12 protein-coding genes are annotated in these 12627 nt (G+C 73.8%); 6 read left to right on the top strand and 6 right to left on the bottom strand.

Annotated features, from left to right (window positions below; all coding sequences use genetic code 11):
• Positions 1-390 precede the first annotated feature (390 nt).
• Positions 391-690 (top strand): hypothetical protein, encoded by a 300-nt coding sequence (locus ACIA6C_RS04475; RefSeq protein ID WP_399272850.1) that lies wholly within the window; start codon positions 391-393, stop codon positions 688-690.
• A 78-nt stretch (positions 691-768) separates the two neighbouring features.
• Here the strand turns inward: ACIA6C_RS04475 and ACIA6C_RS04480 are convergent, their stop codons facing one another.
• Together ACIA6C_RS04480 and ACIA6C_RS04485 are read right to left on the bottom strand one after the other, a co-directional pair.
• Positions 769-1497, bottom strand: a complete 729-nt coding sequence (locus ACIA6C_RS04480) for an RDD family protein (RefSeq protein ID WP_399272852.1) — start codon at positions 1495-1497, stop codon at positions 769-771.
• Positions 1498-1577: 80 nt separating this feature from the next.
• The gene (locus tag ACIA6C_RS04485) at positions 1578-2996 is read right to left on the bottom strand and encodes an RDD family protein (RefSeq protein WP_399272854.1); all 1419 of its coding nucleotides are present in this window, start codon (positions 2994-2996) and stop codon (positions 1578-1580) included.
• A gap of 272 nt (positions 2997-3268) precedes the next feature.
• Between ACIA6C_RS04485 and ACIA6C_RS04490 the strand changes: the two genes are divergently transcribed.
• Positions 3269-3748, top strand: coding sequence for an SsgA family sporulation/cell division regulator (locus ACIA6C_RS04490; protein ID WP_361137733.1), 480 nt, complete (start codon positions 3269-3271; stop codon positions 3746-3748).
• Positions 3749-3787: 39 nt separating this feature from the next.
• Here ACIA6C_RS04490 and ACIA6C_RS04495 read toward each other — a convergent pair whose 3' ends face one another.
• Entirely contained in the window at positions 3788-5194 is a 1407-nt protein-coding gene (locus ACIA6C_RS04495) for an FAD-binding oxidoreductase (protein ID WP_399272856.1), read from the bottom strand.
• 96 nt (positions 5195-5290) lie between these two features.
• On the opposite strand from ACIA6C_RS04495, the gene ACIA6C_RS04500 reads away from it, so the two are divergent.
• Complete coding sequence (locus ACIA6C_RS04500) at positions 5291-6793, top strand: tetratricopeptide repeat protein (RefSeq protein WP_399272858.1); 1503 nt, start codon at positions 5291-5293, stop codon at positions 6791-6793.
• 292 nt (positions 6794-7085) lie between these two features.
• Here ACIA6C_RS04500 and hppD read toward each other — a convergent pair whose 3' ends face one another.
• A complete protein-coding gene (hppD, locus tag ACIA6C_RS04505; protein WP_399272860.1) occupies positions 7086-8240 on the bottom strand; it encodes a 4-hydroxyphenylpyruvate dioxygenase in 1155 nt (384 codons plus the stop codon).
• 133 nt (positions 8241-8373) lie between these two features.
• Here hppD and ACIA6C_RS04510 point away from each other — a divergent pair, with 133 nt between their 5' ends.
• From ACIA6C_RS04510 to ACIA6C_RS04520, 3 genes are all read left to right on the top strand, one after another.
• Entirely contained in the window at positions 8374-8844 is a 471-nt protein-coding gene (locus ACIA6C_RS04510; protein WP_399272862.1) for an Lrp/AsnC family transcriptional regulator, read from the top strand.
• Positions 8845-8993: 149 nt separating this feature from the next.
• On the top strand, positions 8994-9596 hold the full coding sequence (locus tag ACIA6C_RS04515) for an ArsR/SmtB family transcription factor (protein ID WP_399272864.1): 603 nt from the start codon (positions 8994-8996) through the stop codon (positions 9594-9596).
• The gene (locus tag ACIA6C_RS04520; RefSeq protein ID WP_399272866.1) at positions 9593-10981 is read left to right on the top strand and encodes an MFS transporter; all 1389 of its coding nucleotides are present in this window, start codon (positions 9593-9595) and stop codon (positions 10979-10981) included. Before ACIA6C_RS04515 ends, ACIA6C_RS04520 begins: the two co-directional genes overlap by 4 nt.
• On the opposite strand, the gene ACIA6C_RS04525 is transcribed toward ACIA6C_RS04520, so the two are convergent.
• Entirely contained in the window at positions 10911-11708 is a 798-nt protein-coding gene (locus ACIA6C_RS04525; RefSeq protein ID WP_361137738.1) for a S16 family serine protease, read from the bottom strand. The two genes, ACIA6C_RS04520 and ACIA6C_RS04525, sit on opposite strands and share 71 nt — an antisense overlap.
• Positions 11709-11810: 102 nt before the next feature.
• Positions 11811-12452, bottom strand: a complete 642-nt coding sequence (locus ACIA6C_RS04530) for an IclR family transcriptional regulator (RefSeq protein WP_190182650.1) — start codon at positions 12450-12452, stop codon at positions 11811-11813.
• Positions 12453-12627: the final 175 nt, after the last annotated feature.

Raw genomic sequence — 12627 nt, forward strand, 5'->3', positions numbered from 1 at the left:
CTCAAGTGACGACATTTGACCGGAGAGAAGGGAGAAAAGACAGACCTTGACTTGTTCCTTACAACTGCACTATGCGGGCAGCTGGTTCCGCTATTCGGACGTTCGTCACCAGTCGGGGCGAAGGGTAGGTTCCCGCCCCCTGGGGGAACGCCGGCGGACCGGCGGAGGAACACCACAGGACGGCCGGATGACTGCCGGACAACTGCCGGGGAAATGCCGGAGGATGCACGGTTCGTGACGCCGTGCGCCCCCTGTGCTCCCGCGCGGGGCGACCGTTCGGTTAGGGCACGCTTACTGACGGTTCCGCTCGGGCATGCCCCGTCGTAGAGTCTTTTGCCGCGCGACGAGTTGAGCCGACTCTCCCTCACCGCCTTGAGGACGGATACCGCCATGCCGCGTCCGACTGCCGCACAGCTCGCCTACGGGTCCGCCACCGTCATCGTGTCGACGATCGCCATGCTGCTGCTGTCGCAGACCAGCACGGGGATCGGCATCGCGGTCATCTCCGCGGCCGCGCTCGCCCTCGGGCTCCTCGTCGCGCTCACGGTGCCGATCCCGCGCCGGCGCGGCCGGCACGCCGCCGGACGCTCCGGTGCGGGGCCGCAGGACTCCGCCGCCCCCGTCGAGGTCACGCCGGGAGCGCGGGTGCCCGAGCAGAGGGCCGCGTCCGAACACCCCGTGCACCACTGACGCGTACGCGTACGACGGTGCGGGCGGCCGGTCCCCGGGGGGCGGCCGCCCGCACCGGGCGCATGACGGGCCGCGGACTCAAGTGGTGCGGACCACCACGGTCTTCGCCACCTTGTCGTGCAGCCCCTGCTTGTACGGCTTGTCGATCAGCATCGAGATGATCAGCGCGAGCGGCCACAGGCAGAAGCAGCAGATCAGGGTCGGCACCCACAGCACCGCGCCCCGGCTGAGCGCGGCGCCGGACGGCGGCACGCTGCCGTCGTTGAGCATCGCGACGCGCAGGCCGAGCGCACGCTTGCCGATCGTCTGGCCGTGCCTCTTGGTGAACCACCAGTCGTAGCCGACGTACGCGATGATCGAGATCAGCGTCCAGAGCAGCCCGGTGCCGTTGTACGACTTGGTGATGACCTCGGTGACGTCCTCGCCCTTGCCCGTGTCGACGACGTACCGCCGCGTGCCGAACGGCAGCTGGATGAGGAACAGCGGGACCGCGACGATGATCAGGTCGATGATCCGCGCGCCGAGCCGCTTGCCGAAGTCCGCGAGCGGGGGCATGCCGGCGAGCGGGTCCGGCATCCCGTACGGGCCCCCGGCGCCGCCGCTGCCGTTGTACGGGCCCGGCGGAGGCGGGTAACCCCCGCCTCCGCCGGCTCCTCCGGGTCCGCCCGGGGGCGGGGGGTACCCGCCCGCGCCGGGCGGCGGCGAACCGTACGGCGAACCGCCCGACGGGGGCGTCGGCTCCTGGGGCCTCTTGCGGAACGGATCGTCCTCGGGCGGTTGCCCCGGCGGCGGCTGATCGGTGCTCATGGCCCGAGTCGACCCCGCGCGCGCGGACCCCGCAACGGGACGGCGTCCGTCCGGGGGGTGCCGCGACGACGGGGCAACCCTCAGCGGGACACGTAGGTCCCTGCCGCCTTGTCGTGCCAGGCCTGGCGGCGCGGGCGGTCGACCAGGCACCACAGGCCGCCCGGGAGGCCGAGGGTCGCGTACACCAGCCAGCGGCCCAGGGCCGCGCCGAAGGTGGGCGGGCGCCGGGTGGCGGTGGTCAGGACGCGGACGCCGAGCAGCTTCTTGCCCGGGGTGCGGCCCCAGCGGGCGGTGGGGGCGACCTCGTAGAGGATCCCGAAGAGCAGGACGGCGGCGAGTACGAGGCCCAGGTAGCCGGTGACGGTGGCGTCGAGCAGCCAGACGGTGGTGTGTCTGCCCATCCCCCGGGCGGCGTCGACCTTGGCCTCGATGTGGGCCGTCGCCCGGGGGACGAGGGGCAGGGCGGCCCCCGTCGCGACGGCTCCGAGCACGAGGGAGTCCAGGAGCCGGGCCACGCCGCGGCGGACCAGCCCGGCGGGGCGGACGGCCCGCTCTGCCATGCGTTCGAAGACGGCGTGCGCGGTGGGGAGCGGTGCCGGGGCCTGCGGGGCGGGAGCCTGCGGGGCGGGGACGGGTGCGGGGGCCTGCGGGAGGGGGGCCTGCGGGGCGGAGGCCTGGGGGGCGGGAGCCTGCGGGGCGGGGGCCTGGGGGGCGGGGGCCTGGGGGGCGGGGGCCTGGGGGGCGGGGTCACGCCGGGCGGCGACCGGCGCGGGCCGCGGGGGTCCGGGGGCCGGCCGGGGCGCGGTCACCACCGCACGGGGTCGCGCCGGGGCCGGGCGGGGGGCCTCGGCGGCCTCGGGCCAGGAGGAGGTGACCCCGGAGGGGGTGTCGCCGCCCCCGGGAGCCGCGGGCCACGCGGGAGCCGGGGCGGGGACGGACGGCGCGGCGGCGACGGCGGCCGGGGCCGGGACGGCAGCCGGGACGGTGACGGGCGGCGCGGCGGCCGGGGCGGCGGCCGCCACCGGCGACCGGGCCGACAGGATGCCCACCGCCTCCGCCGGGGTCTGCGCGGGGAACCGCTCCACGGGCGGCGCGGCCACCACCGCCCGGGCGGGCAGCGCCCCGGCCGGCTCCTCGGCGTGGCCCCAGGACACGCGGACGTCGCGCGGGCCGCCGAAGCCGGCCTGGTGCGCCGGGTCCGCCTGCCAGGCCGCCACCCCCGCCACGGCGGCGGCCACCGGCCCGGGCCCGCCCTCCGGCCCGGGCCCGGCGTCCGCATCCGAATCCGGGTCCCGGTCCGGGTCGGGGTCCGGCAGGGCCTCGGTCGCCGACGTCTCGTCCAGGAACACCGGACCCGTCTCGTCGGCGGGCGTGGCCGGCCTGCTCGTGCCCGGGACCCAGGCGGAGCCGTTCCAGTACCGGACGTACCCGGGGATGGAGGGATCGGGGTAGTAGCCCTCGCGGGCCGCGTGCTCGCCGTCACCAGGGGAGGCCGTCAATGTCCCCAACTCCGATCGTGGCTTGAGGCTTGTGAAGGGCAGGACCATAGCGAAGAACCTCCCTCCGGCCGGTCCGGTAACGGGAGAATCCAAGCCTTCGAGCGAATCCTTTCCCCAGCCGCCCCTTTTCGGTCATCCGACAGATTCAGGCCAATCTCCGCCGCACCGCGCGAAGTCGCGTCATACCCCGGCACACCGGGGCTCTCTCCGAACGCGGGGCCACGACCGGCCCCGCGCACCGCACGCGAGATCCGCAGAGAAGTGAGGCCGTCATGCACCACCCCGTCGTCGAGCGCGAGCTGGAACTCAAGCTGGTCATGTCCCCCGAGCGCAGCATCCCCGTCCCCGCCAGGCTGCTCTACCTGACCGACGACCCGTACGCCGTGCACATCACCTTCCACACCGGCTCCAGCGCCCCGGTGAACTGGACCTTCGCACGCGAGCTGCTGGTCGAGGGGGTGTTCCGCCCGTGCGGCCACGGAGACGTCCGGATCTGGCCCACGAAGTCCGACGACCGGTCGGTGCTGTGCATGGCGCTCAGCTCGCCCGACGGCGACGCCCTGCTGGAGGCGCCCGCCACCGCCGTGTCGGCCTGGCTGGAGCGGACCCTGCGCGTGGTCCCGCCGGGGACGGAGGCCGAGCGGCTCGGCCTGGACGCGGCGCTGGCGGAGCTGCTCACCCCGACCCCGGCGGACGACCTGTGGCTGCGGGACCCCTGGCCTTCGGACGAGTCGCCGGACGGGGACCGTTGAGGGCCCGCGCGTGAACGGCCCCCGGCGCCGGGCGTCCCGTCAGAACAGCTTGCCGGGGTTCAGCAGCCCCAGCGGGTCGAAGGCGCGCTTCAGGTTGCGCTGCACCTCCAGCCCCACCGGCCCCAGCTCGCGGGCGAGCCACTCCTTCTTGAGGACCCCGACCCCGTGTTCGCCGGTGATGGTGCCGCCCAGCGACAGCCCGAGGGCCATGATGGCGTCGAAAGACTCGCGGGCCCGGCGCGTCTCGTCCTCGTCGGCGGGGTCGAAGCAGACCACCGGGTGGGTGTTGCCGTCGCCCGCGTGGGCGCACACCCCGATGAGCAGGTCGTGCGTACGGGCGATCGCGGCGGTCCCGTCGAGCATCTCGGCGAGCCGCGAGCGCGGGACGCACACGTCGTCGATCATCGTCGCGGGCCGCAGGGCCTCCAGCGCGGTCAGCGACATCCGCCGGGCCTGGAGCAGCAGCTCCGACTCCGCCTCGTCCTCGGCCGGTACGACGGCGGTGGCGCCCGCGGCCGTGCACAGTGCACCGACGGCGGCGAGGTCGTCAGGCGCGTGCGGGGTGTCGAAGGCGGCGAGCAGCAGCGCCTCGGTGGTCTCGGGCAGGCCCATCTTGCCGAGGGCGTTGACCGCCCTGACGGTCGTACGGTCCATCAGTTCCAGCAGCGAGGGCGTCAGACCGGCCTCCATGACGGCGCACACGGCCTCGCAGGCCGCCGCGGCCGAGGGGAACTCGGCGGCGAGCGCGAGCTGCCGGGGCGGCGCGGGGCGCAGCGCGAGTACCGCCTGGACGACGACGCCCAGGCTGCCCTCGGAGCCGACGAACAGGCGGGTGACGTCGTACCCGGCGACGCCCTTGGCGGTGCGCCGGCCGGTGCGCAGCAGCCGCCCGTCGGCGAGGACCACGTCGAGGCCGAGGACGTACTCGGCGGTGACCCCGTACTTGACGCAGCACAGGCCGCCGGACGCGGTGCCGATGTTGCCGCCGATGGTGCACTGTTCCCAGCTGGAGGGGTCGGGCGGGTAGTACAAGCCCTGTTCGGCGACGGCGCGGGAGAGGACGGCGTTGACCACGCCGGGCTCGACGACGGCGATCCGGTCGACGGCGCTGACCTCCAGGATCCGGTCCATTTTCACCAGGGAGAGCACGATGCAGCCCTCGGAGGCGTTGGCGCCCCCGGACAGGCCCGTCCGGGCGCCTTGGGGGACGACGGGTACGCGCAGTGCGGTCGCGGTGCGCATGACGTGCTGCACCTGCTCGACGGTCCGGGGCAGGACGACGGCGGCCGGTGTGCCGGCGGCGCAGAAGCTCGCCATGTCGGTGGCGTAGGAGGCGGTCACCTGAGCGTCGGCCAGGACCGCTTCGGCCGGTAGTCCTTCGAGGAGCGCCTCGTGGAGCGCTGTGAGGAGGTCCGCGCGCGGTGGGGTGGAGAGGTCATCATCCATGGGGTCAGCGTGGCAGCTGGGGCCATAGGTGTGAACACGGACGCGACCTTCTTCGGACACCCCGGCGTACTCTTCATATTGACGCACAGTGAACGCATGGACCGTATCGACTACGCATCGGAGCAGGCCGAGCCGGCCGTGACGTTCACCGGCCGCAAGACGCTCGTGGCGGCCGCGGTCGCGGTGGTCCTGATCGTCGGGGCCCTGGTGATCAGGCCGGCGAGGACGGGGGACGACGCGCGGCCGCCGGGGCCCGGCGAACGGGCGGCGGCGGCGATGGGCCTGGGCGCCCCGGCGGCGGCGGTGGACCTGACGGCGCTGGTCACGGACCGGGAGAAGTGGCTCGCGGGGCACCCCCGCGACGACGCGTCGTGGGCGGTGCTCGGATCGGCGTACCTGGAGCAGGCACGGCGCACGGCCGCCCCGGACTGGTTCCCGAAGGCCGAGGGGGCGCTGAAACGGTCGCTGGAGCTGCGGCCCGCGGAGAAGGGCAACCTCGACGCGATGACGGGCATGGGCGCGCTGGCCAACGCCCGGCGCGACTTCGGGACCGCGAAGAAGTGGGGCGAACTCGTACGGGCGCAGGCGCCGCGGCGCTGGACGGCGTACCCGGTGCTCGTGGACGCGTACTCCGGGCTCGGCGACTACAAGGCCGCGCAGAAGGCGCTGGAGCAGCTGGACGAACTGCACTCGGGGCTGGCGGCGTACGTCAAGGCCTCGCAGGTGTACCGGGACCGCGGCTGGCGCGAGGACGCGGTGATGGCGATGGAGCACGCGGCCGGGGCGGCGAAGGCCCCGGCGGAGAAGGCGTACGCGCTGTTCCGGCTCGGGGAGCTGTCCTGGGAGCGGGGCGACGCGGAGGAGGCGCTGGGCCAGTACGAGGCGGCGCTGCGGACGGACCCGGCGCAGGCGGAGGCGCTGGGCGGCCGGGCGCGGGCGCTGGCCTCGCTGGGGCGGGGCGGGGAGGCGGTCCGCGACTACCGGATGGCGCTGGGGCGGGCGGCGGTACCGCGGCTGCAGCTGGAGCTGGGCGAGCTGCTGGAGTCCCTGGGGCGGCCGGACGAGGCGCGGGCACAGTACGAGGCGCTGGGGGCGCTGGCGGGGCTGGAGGGCACGCAGCCGGTGAACGAGAACGTGGTGCTCGGGCTGTTCGAGGCCGACCACCGCGATCCGGAGGCGGCGGTGCGGCGGCTCACGCAGGAGTGGGGGCGGCACAAGAGCATGGAGGTCGCCGACGCGCTGGGGTGGGCGCTGCACAGGACGGGCGACGACGCGATGGCGCTGGAGTACGCGAAGAAGGCGACGGAACCGGGGCTGCGCAGCGCGGAGTTCTCTTTCCACCGGGCGATGATCGAGCGCGCCCTGGGCGACGAGGCGGGGGCCCGGCGGCACTTGCAGGAGGCCCTGCGGACGAACCCGGGCTTCTCGCCGGTGCGGGGGCCCTTGGCGAAGGAGGCTCTGGCCGCCCTGGCCCAGCCCCCGCCGGGCGGCCCGGAGAACATGCAGCCGACCACCCCCTGGGTCGCCCCGGACCTCCCGAAGGCCGCCCCGAAGCCCAAACCCGCCCAGCCGTCCCCGAAACCATCGTCAACGGCCTGAGACACGGGCCGGGAGCCCCGTTCGAGGCGCGGGCCGGGCAGATCCGGCCCCGCCGGCGATTGAGGCGCGAGGCCGGGCAGATCCAGCCCCGCCGGCGATTGAGGCGCGAGGCCGGGCAGATCCAGCCCCGCCAGCGATTGAGGCGCGGGGTGCGGGGCGGAGCCCCGCGCAGCCCGGCGCAGCCGGGGCCACTGCGCACGGCGGCCCCGCACGGGCCGACCGCATGCCCCGGCCCCGCCGCCCCCGTGAGGGGACCGGCGGGGCCGGGGCCACAGCTCGGCGCAACCGCAACCTACAGGTTGCCCCGCTTCTCCTGCTCCCGCTCGATCGCCTCGAACAGCGCCTTGAAGTTGCCCTTGCCGAAGCCCATCGACCCGTGCCGCTCGATGATCTCGAAGAACACCGTCGGCCGGTCCTGCACCGGCTTCGTGAAGATCTGCAGCAGGTACCCGTCCTCGTCGCGGTCGACGAGGATCTTGAGCTCGCGCAGCGTCTCCACCGGCACCCGCGTCTCGCCGGCCCACTCGCCCAGCGTGTCGTAGTACGAGTCCGGGGTGTCCAGGAACTGCACGCCCGCCGCCCGCATGGACCGCACCGTCGCCACGATGTCGTTCGACGCCAGCGCGATGTGCTGGACGCCCGCACCGCCGTAGAACTCCAGGTACTCGTCGATCTGCGACTTCTTCTTCGCGATCGCCGGCTCGTTGATCGGGAACTTCACCTTGAGGGTGCCGTCCGCGACCACCTTCGACATCAGCGCCGAGTACTCGGTGGCGATGTCGTCGCCCACGAACTCCTTCATGTTCGTGAAGCCCATGACCTTGTTGTAGAACGCCACCCACTCGTTCATCCGGCCCAGCTCGACGTTGCCCACGCAGTGGTCGATCGCCTGGAAGGTCCGCTTGGCCGGCGGCTCGACCATCGGGTCGACGGCGACGAAGCCCGGCAGGTAGGGGCCGGAGTAGTCCTTGCGCTCCACCAGCGTGTGGCGGGTCTGCCCGTACGTCGCGATCGCGGCGAGCACGACCGTGCCGTGCTCGTCCTTGACCTCGTACGGCTCGTCCAGCCCGCGCGCGCCGTGCTCGACGGCGTACGCGTACGCCGCCCGGGCGTCGGGGACCTCGATGGCGAGGTCGATCACGCCGTCGCCGTGCTCGGCGACGTGCTCGGCGAGGAACCGGCCGTGGTCCGTGGCCGCCTTGATGACGGAGGTCAGGACGAAGCGGGCGGAGCCGTTGGTCAGGACGTAGCTGGCCGTCTCGCGGACGCCGTTCTCCGGTCCGGAGTAGGCGACGAGCTTCATGCCGAACGCGGTGGAGTAGTAGTGCGCGGCCTGCTTGGCGTTGCCCACGGCGAAGACGACGGCGTCCATGCCCTTCACCGGGAAGGGGTCCGCCTCACGCGCGGTGGCCGGGGTGGTTTCGAGGTTCGCCAAAGACTCAGTCATGAGCGCAGAGTCCCGCCGATCCACAAGCTGCGCAATAGTTTCCGTTTCTGCTGTACAGATTGACCAGCGCGGGCAGAGGATGACTGAGAGATCTGTGCAGGATGACCACCAGCCGAGCCGTCCGGAGGCAGCCATGGGAATCGACGAACTGGACGGGCGTCTGATCGTGCTGCTGGCGCGCGAACCCCGGATCGGGGTCCTGGAGGCGTCCCGGCGGCTCGGCGTGGCGCGCGGCACGGCCCAGGCGCGCCTGGACCGGCTCCAGTCGAACGGGGTGATCCGCGGCTTCGGCCCCCAGGTCGACCCGGCGGCGCTGGGGTACCCGGTGACCGCGTTCGCCACGCTGGAGATCAAGCAGGGGCAGGGCGCCGACGTACGGGCCCACCTGGACGGGGTGCCGGAGGTGCTGGAGCTGCACACGACGACCGGCCAGGGGGACATGCTCTGCCGGCTGGTCGCCCGCTCCAACGCCGATCTGCAACGGGTGATCGACCGGGTGGTCGGCTTCGAGGGGATCGTGCGGGCGTCGACGGCGATCGTCATGGAGAACCCCGTCCCCTTGCGCATCATCCCCCTGGTGGAGCAGGCGGCTGCGGACGACTGACGAGCCGGACGACTGACCGGCCGGACGACTGACCGGCCGGACGACTGACCGGCCGACGGCCGATGAGCCTTACCTGCCAAGGGAGTTGGGCGCGAACCAGTTGCAAAGAAACCCTTGCAGAGAAGTCTTTGCAACTCTACCGTTGAGTCGTGCCCGAGACACCGGAAGTCCCACAGCCCCAGCTCCGCACCCTCGACGCCCGCTCGTTGCGCGGGCTCGCCCACCCGCTGCGCATGCGCATGCTGGCCGCGCTGCGCCACGAAGGGCCCGCCACCGCCTCCCAACTGGCCGAGCGGCTGGGCGAGTCCAGCGGCTCCACCAGCTACCACCTGCGCCAACTCGCCGCCTACGGCTTCGTCGAGGACGCACCCGAGCACGGCAAGGGCCGTGAGCGGTGGTGGAAGGCCTCGCACGACGGGACGCGGTTCGACGAGTCCCTGCTCTACGACGACGACCCGTCGACCCGCGGCGCGGCGGACCTCTTCCTGCACGAGATCGCGACGATCCACGCGCAGGAGGTGAACTCCTGGCTCGGCAGCGCCCAGGCGTGGTCCGTCGAATGGCGGCGCGGCTCCGACCTCAGCGACTTCACGCTGCACCTGACGGCCGAAGAGACCCTGGAGCTGATCCACAAGATGCACGACCTGGTGAACAGCTACCGCGACCTGCCGCCCGCGGAAGGCCGGCAGCCCGTCCGCGTCCACACGCACACCTTCCCCCGCGAAGACGACCGCACCCGGCGCACGGCATGAGCAGGCGCCCCTTCGCGGCGGTGCTGGCCGCCAACACGATCTCCATAGCCGGAAGTTCCCTCACCCTCATCGGCGTTCCGTGGTTCGTGCTCCAGACCACGGGCAGCGCCGGCCGGGCCGGTGTCGTCGCCTTCTGCGCCACCCTGCCCGTCGTCGTGGCGGCCCTCGTCGGCGGCCCCGTCATCGACCGCATCGGGCGCCGGCGCGTCTCCGCCGTCTCCGACCTGGTCTGCGCCCTGTCCGTGGCCGCGATCCCGCTGCTGCACTACGCGGGGGTGCTGGAGTTCTGGATGCTGTGCGCCCTGATGGCCCTCGGCGGCCTCGTGCACACGCCGGGCCTGACCGCCCGCGGCGTCCTGCTCCCGGACCTCGCCGAGCACGCCGGGACCACCCTCGCCCGCGCGGCCAGCCTCTACGACGGCGTCTCCCGCGGGGCCCGCATGATCGGGGCCGCGCTGGCCGGATTGCTGATCGCCGCGTTCGGGACCGAGTCCATCCTGCTGGTGGACGCCGCCACCTTCGGCGCGTCGGCGCTGCTGGTCACCGCTTTCCTGCGCGGAGTCCCGGCGGCCGAACCGCACCGCGCCGCCGGGAAGATCTCCTTCTCCGGCTACCGTGCCGAACTCGCCGAAGGCTGGGCCTTCCTGACCCGGTCGCGGCTGCTGCTGGGCATCACCGGGATGGTCATGATGACCAACGGCCTGGACCAGGGCTGGTCTTCGGTGCTGCTGCCCGTGCACGGCCGCGAGGCCCTCGGCGGCCCCACCGCGCTCGGCCTGATGGTGTCCCTCTTCGGCGGCTCCGCGCTGCTCGGCGCCCTGCTGTACGGGGCGTGGGGCGAGCGGCTGAGCCGCAGGGCGGTGTTCGCGGTGGCGTTCCTGCTGTGCGGGGCGCCCCGGTTCGCGGTGGCCGCCCTCACCGGCACCCCGCTGCCGCTCGCGGTGACGATGGTCCTGTCCGGGCTCGGGGCGGGCATGCTCAACCCGATCCTGTCCACGGTGGTCTACGAGCACGTGCCGGACGGACTGCGCAGCCGGGTCGCGGGGGTGACCACGGCCGGCTGCGAGCTGACGATGCCGCTGGGCGGTCTCGCGGCGGGCCTGCTGGTCGGCGGGTTCGGCGCCACCACGGCGCTCCTCGCCTTCGGCGGCGTCTACCTGCTGGCGACGCTGAGCCCCCTGGTCTTCCCCGCCTGGCGCGGCATGGACCACCCGCCGGCGCAGGCCGGCCGGCCGTCACCGGCCGGTCCGCCGTCGGCCGCCGGTCCGCTGTCGCCTGCCGGTCCGCCGTCACCGGCCGGTCAGACCGGGCCGGTCAGCAGGACGGAACCTGCTCCCCCCGGTTCAGCGCGCGAAGGGCGTCCACCGCACCCGTCAGCGAAGTGACGGGGACCAGCCGGAGCCCCTCGGGCAGTTCGGAGCGGGCGTCGGAGCACTCGGCCTTCGGGACGAGGAACACGCTCGCCCCGTCCCGTTTGGCGGCCTGCGTCTTGAGCGCGACGCCGCCGACCGCGCCGACCTCGCCCCCGGCGGTGATGGTTCCCGTACCCGCGATGACACGGCCTCCGGTCAGGTCGCCGCCGCTGCCGTCGCCGTCGAGCTTGTCGACGATGCCGAGGGAGAACAGCAGTCCGGCGCTGGGACCGCCCACGTCGGCGAGGTTGAGTTCGGCCTTCACCGTCCCGGGGTCCTTGTGCAGGAATCCGAGGGCGGCCTGGGAGGCGGTCGACTGGGACTTGGCCATTTCCTCCAGGTTGTGCGCCTCGATCTCCTTGTCGCTTCCGCCCGAGGGGTAGACGGACTCCCGGGGCATGACGGCCCGGGTGCTGTCGAACCACCGGGCGACCAGTTCGGGCAGCCGCACCGTCGAGGACGGGCCGGTGGCCTGGATGGTGGTCATCCTCAGCTGGCCCTTGGTCTCGCGGGTGGGGGCGCCGGTGAGGGCGATGACGGGCTTGCCGTCGCGGGCGCCGAGCACGTCGGCGGTGAGCCCCGGCTGGGCGATCACGAAGGGCAGCGGCGCGAAGGCCGCCACGGCGAACAGCCCGAGCACGGGCAGGGCGCAGACGGCCAGGGCGGCGGGACGCGGCAGACGTGTGAGGCGAGAGAGCACCCGGTCAATCTATCGGGCCGGTGCGAACGGCACGGAGCGCCTGCCCCGGCGCATGCCGGGGCCGCGCCCCGGCGGACCGGGACGCGGGGGGCCGGGCCGCCCTCAGCGCAGGGCGTCGGCGACCTCCCGGGCCGCGTCGACCACGCGCGGGCCGACCCGCTCGGGCACGGCGTCGGCCAGCATCACGACGCCGACGCTGCCCTCCAGCCCGGTGATCCCGACGAGGGGCGCGGCGGCACCGCTGGCGCCCGCTTCGAGTTCCCCGTGGGTCAGGGTGTACCCGGGCTCGGTGAGCGAGCCCTGACGGGCGGCCAGGATGGCGCGGCCGGCGGCCCCGCGGTCCAGTGGGTGGCGGAAGCCGGCCCGGTAGGCCACGTGGTAGTCGGTCCAGGTCGGCTCCACGACGGCCACCGCGAGCGCCTCGGTGCCGTCGACGAGGGTCAGGTGCGCGGTCGCCCCGATGTCCTCGGCGAGGGAGCGCAGCGCGGGCAGGGCCGCCTCGCGGACCAGCGGGTGGACCTGGCGCCCCAGCCGGAGCACGCCGAGCCCGACGCGGGCCCGGCCGCCGAGGTCACGGCGGACCAGGGCGTGCTGTTCGAGCGTGGCGAGCAGACGGTAGACGACGGTGCGGTTGACACCGAGGCGGTTGGACAGCTCGGTGACGGTCAGACCGTGATCGGTGTCCGCGAGCAGCTTGAGAACTCTGAGCCCTCGGTCGAGGGTCTGGGAGGTTTCCGCAGTCACGACGCCTCTCCCTCTTTCACTGGGCGGCGGTGACTCTCGCGGGGTGGAGCGCTGCCGGTCCCTCGGCGACGCACGGAGAGGCCGCCGGTTGCGGCCATGGCATGGCTCCGGCTGCGCTCCCGCGGCGGCGCTGCCACGGGGCGTTCGTTTCGGGGACAGTAGCGAGCAGGTCCGC

Source organism: Streptomyces sp. NPDC051578 (genome assembly GCF_044454045.1).
In the GTDB taxonomy this organism is placed as follows: Bacteria; Actinomycetota; Actinomycetes; order Streptomycetales; family Streptomycetaceae; genus Streptomyces.

Excerpts from the sequence above, each read along its gene's own strand:
- ACIA6C_RS04475 (WP_399272850.1), top strand. The coding sequence starts at position 391 with ATGCCGCGTCCGACTGCCGCACAGCTCGCCTACGGGTCCGCCACCGTC.
- ACIA6C_RS04480 (WP_399272852.1), bottom strand. The coding sequence starts at position 1,497 with ATGAGCACCGATCAGCCGCCGCCGGGGCAACCGCCCGAGGACGATCCG.
- ACIA6C_RS04490 (WP_361137733.1), top strand. The coding sequence starts at position 3,269 with ATGCACCACCCCGTCGTCGAGCGCGAGCTGGAACTCAAGCTGGTCATG.
- ACIA6C_RS04495 (WP_399272856.1), bottom strand. The coding sequence starts at position 5,194 with ATGGATGATGACCTCTCCACCCCACCGCGCGCGGACCTCCTCACAGCG.
- ACIA6C_RS04500 (WP_399272858.1), top strand. The coding sequence starts at position 5,291 with ATGGACCGTATCGACTACGCATCGGAGCAGGCCGAGCCGGCCGTGACG.
- hppD (WP_399272860.1), bottom strand. The coding sequence starts at position 8,240 with ATGACTGAGTCTTTGGCGAACCTCGAAACCACCCCGGCCACCGCGCGT.
- ACIA6C_RS04510 (WP_399272862.1), top strand. The coding sequence starts at position 8,374 with ATGGGAATCGACGAACTGGACGGGCGTCTGATCGTGCTGCTGGCGCGC.
- ACIA6C_RS04520 (WP_399272866.1), top strand. The coding sequence starts at position 9,593 with ATGAGCAGGCGCCCCTTCGCGGCGGTGCTGGCCGCCAACACGATCTCC.